The sequence below is a fragment of the Desulfotomaculum sp. genome (assembly GCF_982386235.1).
Genome location: NZ_CEVWQM010000004.1, coordinates 33,083 through 52,037, shown reverse-complemented (window position 1 = coordinate 52,037; position 18,955 = coordinate 33,083). Strand labels below are relative to the sequence as shown.

Below are 18,955 nucleotides of genomic sequence, written 5' to 3'. Positions count from 1 at the left end.
ACCTGCCAATTTTTACATGTTCTTAAACAATTCGACTGAAGGTGACTGATTCCTTCCTAAACTCTTGAGAAATTTTACCGATTATATTTTATTGTCTTATTTTCCTGAATTGACAGGGAATAGGTTTCTTAGCATATCGAAAGGCATGAACTTTCCGACATGCATCAGGGCAAACTAAGGCCTTGTCGTTAGCCAAGTTTTTCGAATAAAAACATAGGTCAATAACGGTAGCCAGGTAATGATAACTGTTAGAATCTGAACCATTGGCCCGGTATTTTGGCATAATAACTGAGGTAGCCGTGATAATTCAGCAGTATAAGAGAGCAGCAGAGCCACTGCAAAGATTGGACTCGGCCTATAAAGGGCTATTAGGGCTATTAGCCAACAGAAATACCAGGGTTGAAACCATTTGTTCATAACCAATAAGTATAAAATAAAGATCACGATAGATAACTTAATTAACTCTCCAATGTTTGCAGTACTTTTGTTATACCAGAGGCGATATAGGATGAAGCTATACATAACCCCAAAAATAATTAAAAAAAACTGAGAGCTCATTTTAAAGGCTTGGGGGCTGGGGATGGTGGCAAACCATTGGGACAAACCTTTAAATAATAAATAGTGTAAGGACTTGATGGAATAGAAATTCATTTGCCGGCCTAAGCCAGCTAGTGTTTCAAAACCAACCCAGTAGGGAGACCAGATCAGCAGCAATGCAAGGGCGGATAGCAAAACAGACAAAACCATAATAAGGTATTTTTTTCTGCATAGTAACCAAAGTCCGATCAGAGGTCCCAATAGAACGGTTGTATATTTAACGAGGGCAGAAAGGGTTAGGAGTGGTAAAGTCAAGGTCAGCTTTTTTGTAGCTATGCAGGTAAATGTAAGGATTAGGAAAGTTAGCAGCAATGCATCATTATGAGCATGACCGGGTAGTTCGAATAGTAAAAGGGGATTCCAACCGTAGACAACCATGGCCCGGGCAGGCTCTATATTTAGTTTATTAGCAGTAAAGCCAATCAGAAAAAGGTTTATCATATGGATAAATCCGGCAAAGGCTTTAAATAAAAATATAGCCAGCCAAAACTTATCAGAGGCTAGGGATACAAGCCATGATGTAACCATGTTCCATAAAGGTCCATAGGGATTAAGCAAAAAACCCCATCCGGTGGTACTAAGAAAGGGGTCACCTTGCCAGCCGGTAATTTGGTGAGGTGTTTTTAGATAAGGGTTTTCATGATAGCTATGCTGCAATTGTCCACTGGCAGTGTAGTAGTAGATATCTTCACAGGCAAAGGGAAATAAAAAAATAAGGATTACAGTAAATAGAAGGGTCCATGCGGCAATTTCAAACAAGCTGGACCGATGGCTGGCTTTAATTGCCTTCCAATACAGAAAAAACACGGCAGTAAAGATAAGGGCTAAGACAATGGCCTCAATGGTTTGTGATTTTCCCCAGGGCAGCAAATGTGTCCAATAGTTATTTTGTAAGTCGGGTAAGCCCGCTCCTTTAAAAATGCCTAAAATACCAGGTAATAACAGGAGAATCCATAAAAAGCTTAATTTAAACCCGATGGTTGATATTGGATGGCGCAATCGAAATCCCCTTTTTTGTTAATTTCCATTATTTCTCTTAGTATAACCTGTATAGAAGTTAAAAATGTTGGTCAAACTCTCATTGGTAAATATTGAGACAAGGGGAAGAGATATGGCTGCCAACTATCCAAAACTATCCATGGTAATACCTTTGTACAACGAAGAGGAAAATGTAGCAAGGGTAGCCTCCGAACTTCAACAACAACTAACAAAGGAACAAATTGATTATGAATTGGTTCTGGTTGACAATGGTTCCACGGATAAAACGGGTTTAATACTAGCAGAGTTAGCCAACAACAATCCTCAATTTAAAGTCGTTAAGGTAAGTCACAACCAGGGGTACGGATGGGGGATTATCAATGGCTTACGCTGGGCCAGTGGAGATTATCTTGGTTTTATGGGAGGAGACGGTCAAATTGATCCTTCTGATGTTATTAAGGTTTATGCGTCAATGCTAGAAGGAAATTATCAACTTTGTAAGGTTAAGCGGCAGTATCGGGGAGATGGCTTAATCAGAAAATATATATCTCACATATTCAATACCATTTTTGTATATACATTTAAGGTAAATGTTGGGGATATCAATGGATCACCTAAAATTATGAGTCGTGACTGCTACGAACAATTGAACCTTGGGGCAAAGGACTGGTTTTTGGATGCAGAAATTGTCTTAAAATCACAATATCTTAATTTTTCTGTGGGTGAAGTTCCCGTGGCATTTCACCGCCGTATGGGTGGCAATTCCAGTGTGCGGCTGAGTACAGTTTGGGAATTTATAAAAAATATAGCTCTTTACCGAAAAAGAGGTGTCTTTTTTGAAGATAGTGATACTATGTGGGGGCAAAGGGACCCGGCTTAAGGAAGAAACAGTCTTTAGACCAAAACCCCTGGTAAACGTGGGAGAAAAGCCTATTCTCTGGCACATCATGAAGTATTATTCTTTTTATGGCTACAAGGATTTTATACTTTGCCTTGGTTATCTGGGAGAAATGATTAAAAACTATTTTATTCAATATGATCTAATGAATAGTGATTTAACAATTGATTTTACGAATGGTCCTGTTATAGAAATACATCGTAAACAGAGCCTGGATTGGCAAGTGACCTTGGCTGATACAGGAATTCAAGCCATGACCGGCTGTAGGTTGAAAAGAATCGAAAGCCACATAGGAAAGGATACGGATTTTATGGTCACCTATGGTGATGGTCTTTGTAATGTCAATTTAAGGGATTTGTATGATTTTCACCGTTCCCATGGCTGTTTAGCTACCGTAACGGGTGTGCGTCCCCTGTCGCGTTTTGGGGAACTCGATGTTCAAGGGGATCGGGTATGTAATTTCAGCGAAAAAAATCAAGTTACCCGGGGCTGGATAAACGGCGGTTACTTTATCTTTCGTCGGGAATTTTTTAACTATTTAACCAATGAAGATTCGTGTGTCCTGGAAAGGGAGCCCCTCGAAAATTTGGCTAAGAATGGGCAACTGAAGATATTCAAACATAGGGGTTTTTGGCAGTGTATGGACACATTCCGGGATATGGAACAATTAAATAAGCTTTGGCAGCAGGGGCAAGCCCCTTGGGAGGTGTGGTAGAAAATTGAAGCCATGGATTGATAAAAATGTGCTTATTACAGGCTGCTCAGGAATTATCGGCAGTTGGTTAACGAAAAAGTTGGTTGAAGAAGGTGCCAATGTAGTTGGCATTATGCGAGATCATGTGGGTAATAAGAGTATTATTCAGAAGGATTTATTAAATGGTATTTATGTAGCCTATGGAGATATTGGAGATTTTTTATTTGTTAACAGAGTTATTGCCGAGTATGAAATCGATACGGTTTTTCACTTGGCTGCCCAAACCATCGTAACCATAGCCAACCGCTCACCACTGTCAACCTTTGAATCAAATATAAAGGGTACCTGGACTGTACTGGAGGCCTGTCGGCTCTCCCCTACGGTGGAAAGGGTTGTGGTTGCTTCCAGCGATAAAGCCTATGGCGACTCGGATCAATTGCCCTACCGTGAGAATCAACCCCTAAGGGGTAAACACCCCTATGATGTATCCAAGTCATGTACCGATTTGCTAGCCCAAAGTTATTATCACACCTACAAGTTGCCTGTGGTTATTTCCAGATTGGCCAATGTATATGGGGGAGGAGACCTTAATTTTAACCGTATCGTCCCTGGAAGCATTAAAGCCGTGCTGGGAGATCGACCGCCGGTAATAAGAAGCGATGGTAGTCCTTTAAGGGAATATCTATATGTCGAAGATGCTGTTGCTGCTTACCTCTCCCTGGCAGAAAACCTACATCGTCCAGATGTTATGGGTGAGGCCTTTAATTTTGCACCAAACAGACCCTACTCAGTCATTGAAATTGTTGAGCAAATTATACGCCTGACAGGAAAGGATATCGTGCCTACGATCCTGGGTGGGAATTCCCTAGGTGGGGAAATCTTTAACCAATATAGTGACAGTAGTAAAGCAAGGGAATTGTTAGATTGGCAGCCAAGCTGGGATTTAGCCAAGGGGTTAGTCCGTACGCTGGAGTGGTATCGTCGTTGGTTGAAAGTGCCTGACACCGCTGAATGATGGGCTAGTTTCCAGGATAGGATAGAGAGGTCTTTAAGGAGGTGAAGGGCTTGTTAGCAAAAAAACGGGTTTTGGTAACCGGAGCCAGTGGGTTTATTGGCACTCATCTAATAAAGCGTCTCGGACAGGAAAATGTAAAGGTTGGTGCTGTTATCAGGTCCAATCAAAGCTGTATAAAGGAAGACAACGATATAGAGATCATTCAAAGTGACCTGAATGATTTTGCTAATCTACAGAGGCAAATACAATGTTTTAGACCAGATATCGTGTATCATTTGGCTGGTGTCAGGCCTCAGGGCTATAACTGGCAGGCTATTCAGGAGGCCTATGAAATAAACTTTTTAGGAACCATGAATCTTTTTCATGCATTAGATGGTTTAAAATGTGAATCGGTGATTTTAGCTGGTAGTGCAGCTGAATATGGCAGGGGACCTGCTCCTTATCAGGAGCATCAGGGATTGCAGGCGGTTTCTGCCTATGGATCTGCCAAGGCTGCTGCAACCTCCCTCGGAAAGCTTTGTTATGAGTATTTTAAGCTGCCAGTGGTTACCCTAAGGTTCACCTTGATTTATGGGCCGGGCCAGGATGAGAGTTTTTTTATCAGTCAATTAATCAAAACTTTATTGGCAGATCAGCCCTTTCCCATGACTGGTGGGGAACAATATCGCGACTTCATCTATGTAAGTGATGTAGTGGAGGCCTTATGGTTGGCAGCAAATAACCCCCGGGCGGCCGGGGGTATATTTAATATTGGGCAGGGTTTTTCCCAACCAATCAAGGATGTGGCGATACTAATTGCCACCATGCTAGATTGTTCTGAGCGATTAGAGATTGGTAAAATGACCTATAAAAAGGGGGAACAATTTGCCTATTGTGTCGACACCAACCTGGCTCGACAGGTATTACAATGGCAGCCTAAGGTATCGCTAATGCAAGGCCTTAAAGAGACCATTCAATGGTTTAAAAGGTCACAAGCCGGATGCCCGTGAGCCATGGGCCTTTAAAGCCCACGGCTCATAGCCGACTCGATTACACGAATTGACTAGAAAACACCCAACAAAATCAATAATAAAACAATAAAAAAAATAAAAATTACAAAACCAACGCCAATATAAATTACTTTATTGGACATAAGACCCAACCTCCTTCTTTGTTCATGCTTTAATATATGGAAAGATTATTACCAACGTGAAGTGATCCCTAATTGTTAAGTTTTGAATGATCAAGGTAATTATGGCAATAGTAAGGTAAAACGTGGGAGGTTGACGAATGTCAAAGACTGCCCTTGCCACGAATGTGGGTGCAGTAGCAATCTATGGTATAGTGGGACAAGCTGCCAACAATATTGATGATATCCGTAGCGACACTCTGATTCCTGGCGCAAAAATTGGTTAGGGGTCAACGAATTTTTATTTTGCTTGCTATTAGGGTTAATAAAAAAAGGATAACCGTGCCTATAATTAGGAAATATAAGATCGTCCCTAATTTTAACATTTTGTCCTCCTAAGAATTTATTTTTACTAAAATAGCTTCCCCATATTTATAAAAAATTTTAAGAAAGTCACGGGAAAGCTAGCAATTAAAAAAAATATAGATTATACTAGTGGGCATAAAATGAACTTATTATTTTTATCCGATTAACGTTATGAAAGGGGTGGTCCGTATTTGAGGAAAGTAATCATTGCAATCTTATCGATGGCTATCGTTGCTTTGGCCCTCTGGGTTGTTCCTAATGTCACATTGGATACAAACGTTTTAATAGAAACCCTGTTAAGGCACAAAGGTTTTTAATAAAAAGTAAAACACAGGCATTTCGCCTGTGTTTTACTTTTTATAGTACAATAACTTACCCTAAAGTTTTTAACTGGTTTAAAAAAACAGAAGGAATTATGAGCTGTCAAAAAGAAACATAATGGTAAAAAATTGAATAAAATAGAAACGAATTGTAGGATGTGATGCTATATTATGAATCAAATCACATCAATTGGCAACACGCAGAAAGATATTGACCTTAACAAGATATTTTCTTTTATTATCAACTATTCACCAAACTCCATCCTTGTGACAAACTTAGAAGGTAAAATAATTTTTGTTAACAAAAGATTTGAAATGTGTTATGGTTATTTATTTTGTGAATTAGTTGGTCAGGAACCAGGTATGTTCAATGCAGAAGCTAATTCAGGTGAAATCCAGTCAGATATACTCAATGCATTAAAGAATAATAGAAGGTGGAGGGGCGAAATACTTCAAAAATGTAAGGACGGTAGTACCTTTGTTGGGGACTTTGAAGTTTTTGCTATATTAAATGGCGATGGTTTATCAGAAGCATGGGTAAGTATTAATCATAATATTACAAAACGAAAGTTGGCTGAAGAACAACTTCGACAATCCAAGGAACAGTTTGCCAAGGTTTTTTTTGCAGGCCCGAATCCGATGGCTATTATTAGTACAAAATCTCATGAATGCATCGATATTAATGAGGCTTTTCTTATAAATTGTGAATTAAGTCATGATGAAGTAGTAGGATCTAAAATAGAAGATCTCTATGATTTTTTGTGCCTTAATAAACGAAAAGTTTGCGAAATCAAAAAAACCATGCACAAGAACAGTTGTCTGCGTAACCTAGAAATTTGTGTAAAGACCAAATCAGGAAAATTAATGGAAGGATTGCTTTCTGTCGATATCATCAATTTTAACAATGAGAAATGTTATTTACTGGTTTTTAATGATTTAACCGACTATAAAAACTTAACGAGGGAAATTGGCCGACTGGATCGTTTAAACCTTATTGGTCAATTGGCTGCTGGCATAGGCCATGAAGTAAGAAATCCTATGACCACCGTGCGTGGTTTTTTGCAATTGCTTTCTGGAAATCAAGAGTTTGCCAAGCATCAAGAATACTTTAATCTAATGATCAAAGAACTAGACAGAGCCAATAGTATAATTACAGACTTTTTATCAATTGCCAGAAATAAGCCCAAGGAATTAGAACGAACGAACCTAAATGATTTGATAGCAAACATGTACCCCTTAATATCTTCCGATGCCCTTAATTCTAGTAAGAATATTAGTATTAAACTAGAACCGGTTCCGGAGCTTTTATTAAGTAAAGACGAAATTAAACAACTAATCCTTAATTTCGTCCATAACGGATTAGAAGTAACCCCTTTAGGTGGATTTTTAACCATTCAAACCTACTCAAAGGATCAAGATGTAGTTTTGGAAATAAAAGACGAAGGACCGGGCATCAATAAGGATATTTTGCCAAAACTTGGAACACCCTTTCTTACGACCAAAGCCGAAGGTACGGGACTGGGTTTAGCAACCTGCTACAGCATTGCGGAAAGGCATAATGCAAGGGTAGATGTAGAAACAACCCCCACCGGAACCACCTTCTTTATAAGGTTTAGACAATAGTGATAAGGGTGGCGGCGGGACTTTTCGTTTGCCACCATAGATGCTGAAAGATGGATGAGAGATAATTGTGTGGCGATTACTTAATCATTTTCCTTTGACTGGTAAATTGCTTTACCTCGTGCTGGGCTAGTTTAAGTAAAACATAGTCACTTGTATTTTCCAGGTCAGTTAGTTTATTAAGTATTTGATCAAATTTATCGTTAGTAACTTCCCTTGAATCATAGAGTCCGCGGATTTTTTCTGTTAGCTCGTTTTCAATTCTGGTCTCTACTCTTTGCAGACCTTTTTCGAGAGAGTTAAGTCGGTCAGTCATTTTTTGTTGACCATTCTCAAGTGAACTGAGTCGATGATCCATTTTTAGTTGGCTTTTTTCTAAACCCTTAACGTTTTCTGATAAGGCATCCAGTTTACTATCATGGTTCTTAAGGGTTTCTAATATTTTATTTTGTGTTTCGAGTAATTGTCTTAAAATATCCTCATTGGCCATACTTAATCCCCCCTAGGCCTTTATGGTATGGCGGAAGCCAAATTATTCTAAAGACTACTTCTCTATTCTAGCCACTATTCCTTTCAAAAAAGGCTAAAAAGGAAAAAATCGATAAGGTGCTTTAAAGGACTTCAGATAGATATGAACCTACACCGGATTTTAAGAGTGAAACCTTTTATAAGAAGAATGCTTGCATCCGTAACTATTTATTTCTATGCACCCGGTAAAAGGAAATTTTCTACATTGATAGGTTTTATTATTAAAGGTTGGTTAGGGGATCTTGTGATTTGTGGTGATTGGCAAATGCTGAAGATTGCCTTTGAAGCGGGTCTTGGGGGTAAAAACAGTCAAGGCTTCGGCATGTTTAAAACTATGATTTGTCAGATGCAGGGGACCTCTTGTTTGCCACGGTGGCAAACAAAAGGTCCCCTTACCTGTCTAGTCAAAGGCAAAACCAAGGTAGCCTAAATGTTCCGCTGTTATCTTCAAATCAATATCTTTAAGGATTCTTACCATGCCAAAGGGTCGGATCGTGCCACCTAAATGTTCCGCTAGATGGGCAGGTGTGCGGAGGATAAATTCCGGTGCTTTCAAATGCTGTGCTATACGTTTGATAGCTTCGTTAAGAACCTCATCTGGTACTAGCATTTCCTTGATCAGTACCTTATCAGAATTTACCCTTTCGACAGCTGCACAACCCTGAATGTTTTCACCATCGATGCCATAGAGGTCTGCCCCGGACAGTTGGGAGAGCTTTTTCTGATAGGCAATATCCTCATCCGCATAGGCAACGTAAAGTCTATTGCAAAGCTGTTTATTTCTGCGCTGGTTATATTCTTCAGGACTAATGGGGGAGATGGTGCATTGGCAGGGTTTGTTAATGGATAAACCAGCGATGATAGCCTGGTTCAATGGGATCTCCCTAATATAGAATCCATTCTGATAGCCCCGTTGGCGATAAAAGGCAAAAAGCTGCTCCTCTGCAGGAACAAGAATGGAGAGGACGCAATCACTTGCCATAAGACGCTGGTCGCTGTAGTCCATTAAACGGGTGCTAAAGCCTTTATTTTGTTTCCTTGGGTGTGTTGCAATGGCATAGAGCATCGCTGTATTAAACATACGTTTTTTCGGGGTCACTGTTTCCACCGGCAGCATGGTCAGCATGGCGGCAATTGCCTCATTGTGCAGTAGGAGGAGGGTTTCCTGCTCTTTGTATCGATTGGCAAAGTAAAAATCAATATACTTGTCAGGATCCCCAAAGCAAATTTTCCATATTTCCTTTTGGCGGTTTATCTCACCTTTTTTTGCCTGTCTAAATTCGAGCATGATTAAATTCCCTTAAATATCTTAAGCCAGAATAATTTTAGCCTCATATTTTTCCTCCATTTTGTCTGGGTAGTAAGATAACTTAGCCTTTCTCAGGCCCTCATAGCCCATGTCTTCCTCGCGGTTGACATAAATTATTTCCGGGTATTTTTCTTGGATAAAGGCTGCAAATTCACGGTTGATCATTTGATAGGCACCCCGGATCTCGCCAAAGGCCTTTTCGATGTGAATGATATAGGTGTTGGCATTCAATTTTTCCCCCATGGTGTAGGCAATAACCTTATTATCCAAACGAATGAGTCCCCCCTCTAAACCAAGGGGCGCAAAGTTTTTAAAGGAGCGGCGCACGGCACAGTCCTCATTGGCAAGCTGTTTATCTTCGGCACAGCCGTGTTTTTTACACCAGATTAAATTCATCTTCCAGCACTCGAGGAGATTATCAGGGGATATCGGTTCAAAACTCCAATTGTTTGTTGCTTTAAAGCGGTTGATATGATTGCGCTTGGAATGGAGTTTATTGCCCGCTAATGTGACTAGCTTATCAAGGAGATAAACATAATCGAAGCTGTCCCGCATCTCTTTATATACAAAGCCATTGGGGTACAATTTAGTAAGCTCGTTTACATTCTCCGGCGTTAGGCCTAATAGTATAAATTCATGGCCACAGTCAGCGGCATCTTGTTTCATTGCCTCTAATATGGTTTTGGGGTCACCTAGACCTACGGGATAGAAGTAATAATCACCGGTGGATATTCTGCCTTTAACAACGAGGAAGTCATTCATTTGGGCCACACGATAATGATAGATTTCGGACCAGGCAAATATATTCGTGAAATTTTGATGGCTAACACCCAACTGGGCAATGCTAAGAATATTCTCCATCCATTGTTTATCGTCTAATGCTACTTTTTTGAAATTAATCATTTATGCTTTCTCCTATGCAAGTATTTTATGATTACTAAATAGAATATCACAGAAAAGGTGCTTACATGGGCTACGATTTAATATATTACATTCACCTAAGAAATTATAATACAATGGTTAAGCCAAAAAAAGGGGTTCTTAACGGTAAAGAATGGAACCCCCATGAAAATGAGGGTTCTATGCTTTACGAGGGTTGAGACAATTGGATAAATCGGTTCGCTTATAATTTTTGGACAGGGGATACATCGATTACTTTCCAGCCATCCTTGGTGTCGATGAGGAAGAATTCCTGTTTGGCAATACCCCTAAAATCATCTTCCTTGAATTCACCAAAAACAAAGGAATAAGTGAAAACATTTTGATAGTCCAGATACTCTCCTAGATAGTTGATATTGGGTTCTGCAGGGGTTTGCCAATGGGGGTGCTTTAGAAGTTCCCATTTAAAATCATTTTGTTTTTCCGGCAGAACATGATCCTTTGCTTCAGAAATACGGTTATCCTTGGCTAAATCAATTAAACTTTTTACCGTAACATCCGGATCAATATAATTAAAATTTTTCTTTCTGTTAAAAAATGTGTGAATTTCTGTGTCCCAAACCGGATCAAGAGCGATTTTATCCCTGTGCTTATTTATTTTATCGTCAATGATGAGCGATATTTCCTGAGTATTGAGTGGGGCATGATTTCCATGAATAGTAAAAAATAGGAAATCATGATATTGCGAACTTGCTTGGGTGCTGCTGCCCCCAACATATCCAACTTCATTGGGGCCGCAAAGCCAAATATCCAACCGATTCCTAAAATCCTCATGTGAGAAATTCCCCTTTGGGGAAATAATATACCCGGATAAAGAGAGTGTACCTACCTCATCACTAAACTCATAACGGCTGGGCGTATAGAACATGCAGATATTAATAAACGGCTCCCTAAGAGGTGCGGGGAGATTGCTTGAAAAGGTAAAATACCAAGGTATCCAAAAATGTGATTGATCCTTTGATGTATAATTAACAAGCCTGAGTTCTTTAAATTTTATTAAGTTATCACCAGACTGCACCTCTTTATCTAAGTGAAATACCTTGTCTGTTCGATGGTGCTGAAAATAAAAGTAGATGGATACCAGAAGCCACATGATAAAGATCAATAGACCAAAGCGTAAAAATTTATTTCTAGGTAGAAAATTGGTTGATTTACTAAAAGTGATGGGCCGAGACACAAAATCACCCCCAAAAATAATGCCTTCGTACATCTGGCCAAAGATTTTATCTTTACCATAATAGTTTCTTTCCATATTCCTGAAATACCTTGTTTTGCAAGTAACAATTCGTAAGATAATGTATTTAGCCAGCATAAGAGGGAATTATAATTTTCAACCAATAATTTAAGGAGGAATTGTTATGACTGAGCTTGATTTATTGATGAAAGAAAAGTTGGTTCCCATGCGTAGAAGGGTTGTAAATTCCCTTACTCAAAAACACCCACACATTTTTGGTATGTTAAGTCATTATTTCAGCGGTAAAAACAACCGGGTTGGCATGCAGGTAACCGAAAATGGAGCAGTAATTGGCGAATACACATTTATCCTTGATGGACTCGATATTGGTGAAGTTCAAGGTGGTGTCCTCTCATCGGAAATTCACCATCCAATGGGAGTTGTAAAACCTTATGGAATTGTTGAGAGAAGTGTATTAGAAAAAATGCTAGCAGATGAACAGAGATTTATAGACGAACCTTTTACCACAATACGTGAATATATGCCCGACATGACTCTTAAATTTCAACGTTAAAGCACCCTTTGGGGTGTTTTTTGAATCGCGTTGAGGAAATGAAGAGTGATGATAAATCCACTAGATCCATTACTGCCCAATATCTTCCTTCGACAGCCCAGGAGGACACAGTCCTTCCTTTTCCTTCTCTCCATCGGTAACAAAATCGGACAACAAGGACGCACCAACATATCCTTCTGCTAAATACTCTGCCCCGAAACCATGCATCATCTCCAGTATCGGAATTATTCTTTTGCCAGTTTGTGTTAACCCGTATTCCACTCTTGGGGGAACAATGGGATATACCTTTCGGAATATAAGATTATCCTTTTCTAAACTTCTTAATTGCTGCGTGAGCATTTTTTGAGTTACAAAGGGTAATCTTTTTTTTATGTCATTAAATCGGAGTATGCTGTAACTTAAATACCACAGGATTAATATTTTCCATTTGCCGGAAAGTATTTTTTGTACCAACATCATTGGGCATATTTCATACTTTAAACAGTTTTCTTTCATGTGGCAATTCTCATGCTTTTTCCCAGTATAGATCATTTCTTCACTCCCAATGTTTTAAGTATCTTTTTGGGTACTTTAGCACAAAAAAGTGCCTACTTGCCGAATAGATATTACCTAGCTATATTGTAACATATAGGATGCTTTAAAGCTTAGAAAAACACTTCGAATCGTCTTTGTCGTGTGTCTTTTCTTGCACGGATTGTAACGGAAGCCAGGCTGGATCGGATGGCTAAAGCAATTGATTGAGTATGGGAATCTGGCTGGATAATTTTTTTAGACAAATGATTGTTTTGACAACCAACTAGCGGACGCCAATACAACAACTTATGTGCGGTTTTTCAGGGGGTAAAAAAATGCTGAAAATCGAGTTAGCATTGCTATTGTTTTTAACGGCTGGTTCTATTGCGTACCTAATCTCAAAAAGATTTTTTAAGCAGTAAGGGGGAGTTATGATGAGAAATGAAATGGTTTTTAAAAACTCTTATGATGCCCATATGGCTGCTTGTTTTGACCCTAAATGCCTTCAAAGAAGTGGGTATAAACTTAAAAAGTTTGTAGATGGGTATCGGTATTACCCAATCGGTCGCAAAAGAACATATGTCATTAGAAATTCGCAAATCGTTGAACTGGGACAGCACATTTCAACCTATTATTGGTCCGAACGATCAAGATTATAAAAGTTCGTATCATTACCTTGTAATCCAATTTCGGAAAAATAGAACCCAAAACAAATACCCTTCTTACAAATATTTTTCAAGCAGGTTAAGGTGGGTATTTTTTAAAATTTTAGCTAGGTACGGTAATTGGATTGATTGTCACGACATTTGAGGAATAGGGGGAAGGGATGAAAAAAATACAATCCGAGAGTTGCGAACAGAAGGAGGATTATTTTTGTGCGTGATTTATTGTTCATTGAGGTAAGGACGGAACGGAGGGAACGGAAGTGACAAAAAAAATAGCGCTTATCGGTACACTGGCTTTGCTCTGTATCTTTCAAATTGGTTGTAGCCAGAATAATATAATGTCTCAGACGCCACAGACTAAGAAACAAGCAAGTACAAGCACCACTTCAACAGGTCGTGCTGCTGAAGCCAAAGATAACAAAATTACAGTGAGCGGCAAAATAGAAGCGGTGGAAATAGCAAATATCGTCAGCAAAGTTGCTGGTAAAGTAGCTCAAGTTAACGTGGATATTGGCACGGAGGTTAAGGCGGGACAGCTATTGATCAGCCTGGAAGCGGCAGATAAAGCGGCTGAAATTGAAGAGGCAGCAGCCCTTGTAAACAGTGCCCAAGTACAATTTGATCTGGATCAGAAGAATTACCAGAGGGGTAAGGAATTACTAATCTCTCAGGCCATTTCGCAGGCTGATTATGAAAAAACGTATGAAGGACCCTTTCAAAGATCAGAAGCCAGTCTAAAAACAACCCAGGCCACTTTAAAGAAAAGACAGGTTACCTATGACGATATGTTTATCAAAGCACCCTTTGCCGGTGTTATCACTGCTAAAAATATTAACCCCGGTGAAATGGCCGGAACACAAAATGTATTACTGACACTGGTTAACCTGAATCGGGTTGTCGTAAAGGGTTTTGTTAATGAAAACCAGATCAATAAATTGAAGCAGGGTCAGGAAGTACAGGTGAAAGTAGGTGCTGTGTCTGACCAGATCTTTATCGGCAAAATAAGTAACATTGCTTTTGCTGCAGATCCTCAAACAAAGGGTTATCGAATCAATGTTCGGATCGACAACCCTGAATATCTTTTAAAACCTGGGATGTTTGCAGAAGTTTTAATATCCGGCAACTAATTAAACACATGCATACTAACCCGAAAGCTACTCAGTGGGAGGTACATATGAAGAAAAAGAAAATCGTAGTGCTTTTAGTGGCAATGGTAATTACCCTTGCCTCCGTGACTTATTACTACTGGTATCAAGATACCCACTATGTTGCAACAGAAGATGCAAAAGTTGACGGCAATATTGTAAAAGTTAGCCCGCAAGTATCCGGCCAAATTATTGAGTTACCAGTGGAAGAAAGTATGAATTTACAACAAGGTGAAGTCATGGGAAGGTTGTCGGATGTTACATTGGCTCCGGGGACCAATCTAGATCTAACGGTGATCAAGGCACCCATCTCTGGAACGGTAGTTAAAAAGATTGCCCATGTTGGGGAGATAGCGGCACCGGGTTCACCCGTGGCCATGATGGTAGACCCCAATAATCTGTATATCACCGCAAACCTTGAGGAAAATGATTTGTATAAGATAAACATTGGTCAAGCTGTTGAATATACCATAGACTCTTTTCCCGGTATGCGTTTTAAAGGTAACGTTGTATCGATTGGTGAAGCAGCTAATTCTGTTTTCTCTTTACTACCCCAGCAGAGCAGCAGCAATTCCTTTACCAAGGTGACACAAAGAGTGCCCGTTAAAATTAATATTGATGACGATCAGAACAAACGTTTACTTCCTGGTATGAACGCCATTGTTAAAATACATCTCAAGTAAAGGGTGATTTCCCTGAAAAAGGATCATAGTCCCTCTAACGGTAATTTGCCGCCCCGGGAGAAACAAGAAGATCAAAGGCTTCCGTGGGGATCTCTCATGATACTGGTCATTGGTTGCTTTATGGCCATCCTAGACGGTAGTATTGTGAATGTAGCATTACCCAAATTTATGACGCTGTTTGGCTCCTCAGCAGAGGAAGTCCAATGGATTTTGACGGGGTATATGCTTACCACAGGCGTGGTGGTACCCATTACCGGTTATCTAGGGGACAGGTTTGGTAATAAATTTATGTATATTTGGTCCGTGGCTGCCTTTACCCTTGGCTCATTATTATGCGGCATGGCCTGGGATACTACCTCCTTAACCATCTTTAGGGTGATTCAGGCCATTGGCGGGGGCATGATTATCCCCATTAGCATGTCCATGATTTTCAGAATTTTTCCCCGTGAAAAGATTGGGGCCGCCATGGGAATTTGGGGTGTTTCGGCAATTACCGCACCGGCCATCGGGCCAACCCTTGGAGGATACCTGGTGGATAACTTTAGTTGGAGTTTGATTTTTACCGTCAATGTTCCCATCGGTATTGCAGCAATTTTTCTTTCAATAACGTTTTTAAAGGAAACACCAATCCAGAAAAATATTAAACCAGACATACCAGGTATGATATTGAGTACCATTGGTTGTTTTGCATTGCTGTTGGCACTTAGTGAAGGTCAGGATAAGGGCTGGACCTCCCAATACATCGTCACACTGTTCTTGATATCTGGTTTTTCACTCCTTTTATTTGTTCTGTGGGAACTAGAAACACCACAACCCCTGATCAATCTTAGACTGCTCAATAATTCAGTCTTTGCAGCCAGTCTGGTGGCAACCAGTATTTCAACCGTTGCCTTATTTTCAGTTGTTTTTTTAATCCCGATCTATGCTCAGAATCTGCTGGGTTATACACCCATGGAGACCGGCCTGATGTTAATGCCAATGGCTTTGATAACAGGATTGATGCAACCAATAGGGGGCAAGTTGTTTGATAAATTTGGGGCCTTTTGGCTTGGTATAATGGGTATGTCCATTGTTGTCGTGATGACTTATTATCTACATACTTTAAGCCTGGATACTGCTTACAGGGATATTCAGTTAATTCTGGCTGTCCGAGCAGTTGGTTTTGGTTTAGCAAGCATGCCTTTAACAAATGCAGGGATGAATACCATTCCTAGGTTTTTAGTTAGCCGGGCCTCGGCGCTCAATAACACGGTGAGACAGATTTCTTCTTCAATGGGGATCGCCTATTTAACCTATACGATGACGCAGCGCCAAACCTTTCACACAGCCCTCTATACAGAATCAATGGGTGTGGATTCTCTAGGCGTGCAACAGGCTTTGTCTCAGCTAAAAGGGCCATTGGCCGCCGCTGGTTTATCCGGAGGTGCTGCGGAGCAAGCCAGTTTAGGGGTGATTTCTGGCATGGTAGCCAGACAATCCTTTATGAATGCCTTGGACGATACATTTATAATTAGTGCGATCATCATTGCCTTGGTATTACCGTTGGTATTTTTGCTCAGTAATAAAAGGGTAGAGGAAGAAAGGAAAAGACAGGATAAGATGTATGCCCATATGAAGCCGCCGATGCCAGAACCTCCAGGTAAGTGAAAAAAGGATGAATGACCTTGTGTATATGAATGAAAGCGATTCAAACTTTATGAAAAGGGTATAGGCTGGGGGCGATTGATCGCCCCCTTTAAGATTTTAACGCGCAAGATTAAAAACCATTTGGCGTTATCCATGGTCCTTTTGGTTGTTATGGTATGAAAAACAGTATTTTTACCTTGCAAAGCCTAAAACGAATAGTAATAGTTTGCAATCCAGGGGTAAATATGGGAAAATGTTAATGCTTAAGATTATTTTCCACCCTAGGCGGAGGTTAACATAAATGACAGAAAGAACAACCTATGAATCATTCAATAAGAAAATAGGCGAAGGAAAGTTTGCATATATCCAATCCTTTGGTTGTCAAATGAATGAAAGAGATTCGGAGTCCTTAGCCGGCATGTTAGAAGATTTAGGGTACAGTCCGACGGATACCCAGGAGAAAGCAGATATTATTATTTTAAATACCTGTTGCGTGCGGGAGACCGCAGAGAGCAAGGTGTTTGGGCTGCTGGGACGACTGAGAAAACGGAAGGTGGCCAAGCCGGATTTAATATTGGCTGTATGTGGTTGTATGCCCCAGCAGGAGGATGCTGCCAAACGAATCAGACATAGTTTTCCCTTTGTGGATTTGATTTTTGGTACCCACAATATTCATGAATTACCCCGTATGATTCACCAGGTCCAGGAAAACCACGAGGCAATTTTAGAGGTATGGGCCACGGAAAAAGGAATTGAAGAGAACATACCGGTTAAACGCAAAGACAAGCTGAAGGCTTGGGTGACCATTATGTACGGCTGCAATAACTTTTGTACCTATTGCATTGTCCCCTATGTAAGGGGCAGGGAACGCAGCCGGCAGCCGGAGGAAATTATTAATGAGATAAAGGCACTGGTTCAGGAAGGTTTTAAAGAGGTAACCCTTTTGGGGCAAAATGTGAATTCCTATGGTAAGGAGTTTGCTGATCATTACCGCTTTGCAGATCTTCTCTTGGCCTTAGATAAAATTGCAGGCTTAGAAAGAATCCGATTCATGACCTCCCACCCCAGGGATTTTGATCAGAGGCTGATTGATGTGATTGCTTCCACCAAAAAGGTCTGTGAGCATTACCACCTGCCTGCCCAGGCCGGCAGTAATCGGATATTAAAATTAATGAATCGTGGCTATACCAGGGAACACTATTTAGAATTAATCAGAAAGATTAAAGAAGCCGTTCCTAATGCCAGTATCACTGCGGATTTAATGGTAGGGTTTCCGGGTGAAACCGAAGCAGACTTTGAGGATACCCTAGACCTGGTAAAGCTAGTGCGTTATGACAGTGCCTTTACCTTTGTTTATAACATGCGCACAGGTACTCCGGCGGCTAAGATGGAGCAAGTTCCAGAGGAAGTGAAGAGTGAAAGAATTCAAAGGCTCATAGAGCTGCAGGGGCAAATTTCTTTGGAGAATAATCAGCAGGAGGAAGGCAGGATGCTGGAGGTTTTGGTTGAAGGGGAAACCAAGACGAATCCAGATTTGCTGGCAGGCAGGACCAGAACCAACAAGCTGGTGGTTTTTCGAGGGGACATAAAACTCATTGGAAAACTTGTTCAGGTTAAAATAACCAAGGGTCGGCCAAACCTATTAGAGGGAGAACTGGTACCGAAGGGTGCCATAGTATAGATTCTCTGTATATTTCTTTGGGAGGTGAAATTTATGAGTAATGTTATCCTAGAAAAGGCCTTGGAATTAGGCAAGCTAATCGCCCAGTCTGAAGAATATAAAACCATGCGGGAAAAAGAGTCTAGGATGATGGCTGATGTTGATGCGCTGGCCTTAATTGAAGGATTTCAACAACTTCAGCAGTCCCATCATATGTTGCGTATGCAGGGGAAAGAGTTGTCCGATGAGCAATTAAATGAAGTGTATGCAGTGGAAGACAAAATGATGGGCAATAACTTAATTCGGGAGTTTGCAGAAATTCAAGAGAAATTCCAAAAATTCCTTAACCAGGTTAATGATCAAATCAGTGAGGGCATTGAGGGACCAAGGCAACCCCAGGGTTGCAATTGCGGTACAGGCTCCTTCAGTTGAGGCTAAAGAACGGTCGTAGGTCTACGACATTCGATATTACGTTTAGATATTACATAAGAGTGACCTCCTTGGCTATTTGGCCAAGGGGGTTTTTCTTTTACTATCAAAAAT

Annotated in this window: 21 protein-coding genes; 15 read left to right on the top strand and 6 right to left on the bottom strand. The window is 40.3% G+C overall.

Going from position 1 to position 18,955, the window contains the following annotated elements; all coding sequences use genetic code 11:
• Window positions 1–174: 174 nt before the first annotated feature.
• Entirely contained in the window at window positions 175–1,596 is a 1,422-nt protein-coding gene (locus AC1U9Z_RS03320; RefSeq protein WP_479955701.1) for an MptA/MptB family glycosyltransferase, read from the bottom strand.
• 112 nt (window positions 1,597–1,708) lie between these two features.
• Here AC1U9Z_RS03320 and AC1U9Z_RS03315 point away from each other — a divergent pair, with 112 nt between their 5' ends.
• The 7 genes from AC1U9Z_RS03315 (at window position 1,709) to AC1U9Z_RS03285 (ending at window position 7,599) form a co-directional block, all read left to right on the top strand.
• Window positions 1,709–2,455, top strand: coding sequence for a glycosyltransferase family 2 protein (locus tag AC1U9Z_RS03315; protein ID WP_479955700.1), 747 nt, complete (start codon window positions 1,709–1,711; stop codon window positions 2,453–2,455).
• Complete coding sequence (rfbF, locus tag AC1U9Z_RS03310; protein ID WP_479955699.1) at window positions 2,412–3,188, top strand: glucose-1-phosphate cytidylyltransferase; 777 nt, start codon at window positions 2,412–2,414, stop codon at window positions 3,186–3,188. Before AC1U9Z_RS03315 ends, rfbF begins: the two co-directional genes overlap by 44 nt.
• Before the next feature lie 4 nt (window positions 3,189–3,192).
• Window positions 3,193–4,182, top strand: coding sequence for a GDP-mannose 4,6-dehydratase (locus tag AC1U9Z_RS03305; protein WP_479955698.1), 990 nt, complete (start codon window positions 3,193–3,195; stop codon window positions 4,180–4,182).
• A gap of 41 nt (window positions 4,183–4,223) precedes the next feature.
• A complete protein-coding gene (locus AC1U9Z_RS03300; protein ID WP_479955697.1) occupies window positions 4,224–5,171 on the top strand; it encodes an NAD-dependent epimerase/dehydratase family protein in 948 nt (315 codons plus the stop codon).
• A 280-nt stretch (window positions 5,172–5,451) separates the two neighbouring features.
• Entirely contained in the window at window positions 5,452–5,577 is a 126-nt protein-coding gene (locus tag AC1U9Z_RS03295; RefSeq protein WP_479955696.1) for a hypothetical protein, read from the top strand.
• Between the two features lie 270 nt (window positions 5,578–5,847).
• A complete protein-coding gene (locus AC1U9Z_RS03290) occupies window positions 5,848–5,973 on the top strand; it encodes a hypothetical protein (RefSeq protein WP_479955695.1) in 126 nt (41 codons plus the stop codon).
• A gap of 174 nt (window positions 5,974–6,147) precedes the next feature.
• Window positions 6,148–7,599, top strand: a complete 1,452-nt coding sequence (locus AC1U9Z_RS03285) for a PAS domain S-box protein (protein ID WP_479955694.1) — start codon at window positions 6,148–6,150, stop codon at window positions 7,597–7,599.
• A 76-nt stretch (window positions 7,600–7,675) separates the two neighbouring features.
• On the opposite strand, the gene AC1U9Z_RS03280 is transcribed toward AC1U9Z_RS03285, so the two are convergent.
• On the bottom strand, window positions 7,676–8,086 hold the full coding sequence (locus tag AC1U9Z_RS03280; RefSeq protein ID WP_479955693.1) for a hypothetical protein: 411 nt from the start codon (window positions 8,084–8,086) through the stop codon (window positions 7,676–7,678).
• A gap of 141 nt (window positions 8,087–8,227) precedes the next feature.
• Here AC1U9Z_RS03280 and AC1U9Z_RS03275 point away from each other — a divergent pair, with 141 nt between their 5' ends.
• Window positions 8,228–8,554, top strand: a complete 327-nt coding sequence (locus AC1U9Z_RS03275; protein ID WP_479955692.1) for a CRISPR-associated endoribonuclease Cas6 — start codon at window positions 8,228–8,230, stop codon at window positions 8,552–8,554.
• On the opposite strand, the gene AC1U9Z_RS03270 is transcribed toward AC1U9Z_RS03275, so the two are convergent.
• The 3 genes from AC1U9Z_RS03270 to AC1U9Z_RS03260 form a co-directional block, all read right to left on the bottom strand.
• Window positions 8,525–9,412, bottom strand: coding sequence for a GNAT family N-acetyltransferase (locus tag AC1U9Z_RS03270; RefSeq protein WP_479955691.1), 888 nt, complete (start codon window positions 9,410–9,412; stop codon window positions 8,525–8,527). The two genes, AC1U9Z_RS03275 and AC1U9Z_RS03270, sit on opposite strands and share 30 nt — an antisense overlap.
• A 21-nt stretch (window positions 9,413–9,433) precedes the next feature.
• A complete protein-coding gene (locus AC1U9Z_RS03265) occupies window positions 9,434–10,336 on the bottom strand; it encodes a DUF2156 domain-containing protein (RefSeq protein WP_479955690.1) in 903 nt (300 codons plus the stop codon).
• Between the two features lie 220 nt (window positions 10,337–10,556).
• Window positions 10,557–11,549: a hypothetical protein gene (locus AC1U9Z_RS03260; protein ID WP_479955689.1), complete on the bottom strand. Its 993-nt coding sequence runs from the start codon at window positions 11,547–11,549 to the stop codon at window positions 10,557–10,559.
• Window positions 11,550–11,730: 181 nt separating this feature from the next.
• Here AC1U9Z_RS03260 and AC1U9Z_RS03255 point away from each other — a divergent pair, with 181 nt between their 5' ends.
• Window positions 11,731–12,120: a hypothetical protein gene (locus AC1U9Z_RS03255; RefSeq protein ID WP_479955688.1), complete on the top strand. Its 390-nt coding sequence runs from the start codon at window positions 11,731–11,733 to the stop codon at window positions 12,118–12,120.
• A 69-nt stretch (window positions 12,121–12,189) separates the two neighbouring features.
• Here AC1U9Z_RS03255 and AC1U9Z_RS03250 read toward each other — a convergent pair whose 3' ends face one another.
• Window positions 12,190–12,651: a winged helix-turn-helix transcriptional regulator gene (locus AC1U9Z_RS03250; protein ID WP_479955687.1), complete on the bottom strand. Its 462-nt coding sequence runs from the start codon at window positions 12,649–12,651 to the stop codon at window positions 12,190–12,192.
• A gap of 416 nt (window positions 12,652–13,067) precedes the next feature.
• On the opposite strand from AC1U9Z_RS03250, the gene AC1U9Z_RS03245 reads away from it, so the two are divergent.
• The 6 genes from AC1U9Z_RS03245 to AC1U9Z_RS03220 all read left to right on the top strand — a co-directional run bounded on the left by AC1U9Z_RS03245 (window position 13,068) and on the right by AC1U9Z_RS03220 (window position 18,844).
• Window positions 13,068–13,292 carry a hypothetical protein gene (locus AC1U9Z_RS03245; RefSeq protein ID WP_479955686.1) on the top strand — a complete coding sequence of 75 codons (225 nt, stop codon included), beginning with the start codon at window positions 13,068–13,070 and terminating at the stop codon, window positions 13,290–13,292.
• A 266-nt stretch (window positions 13,293–13,558) separates the two neighbouring features.
• Window positions 13,559–14,425: an efflux RND transporter periplasmic adaptor subunit gene (locus AC1U9Z_RS03240; protein ID WP_479955685.1), complete on the top strand. Its 867-nt coding sequence runs from the start codon at window positions 13,559–13,561 to the stop codon at window positions 14,423–14,425.
• A 47-nt stretch (window positions 14,426–14,472) separates the two neighbouring features.
• A complete protein-coding gene (locus tag AC1U9Z_RS03235) occupies window positions 14,473–15,126 on the top strand; it encodes an HlyD family secretion protein (RefSeq protein WP_479955684.1) in 654 nt (217 codons plus the stop codon).
• 96 nt (window positions 15,127–15,222) lie between these two features.
• The gene (locus AC1U9Z_RS03230) at window positions 15,223–16,773 is read left to right on the top strand and encodes a DHA2 family efflux MFS transporter permease subunit (RefSeq protein ID WP_479955683.1); all 1,551 of its coding nucleotides are present in this window, start codon (window positions 15,223–15,225) and stop codon (window positions 16,771–16,773) included.
• Between the two features lie 280 nt (window positions 16,774–17,053).
• Window positions 17,054–18,433, top strand: coding sequence for a tRNA (N6-isopentenyl adenosine(37)-C2)-methylthiotransferase MiaB (miaB, locus tag AC1U9Z_RS03225; protein ID WP_479955682.1), 1,380 nt, complete (start codon window positions 17,054–17,056; stop codon window positions 18,431–18,433).
• A gap of 33 nt (window positions 18,434–18,466) precedes the next feature.
• A complete protein-coding gene (locus AC1U9Z_RS03220) occupies window positions 18,467–18,844 on the top strand; it encodes a YlbF/YmcA family competence regulator (protein WP_479955681.1) in 378 nt (125 codons plus the stop codon).
• The last annotated feature ends 111 nt before the right edge of the window (window positions 18,845–18,955 follow it).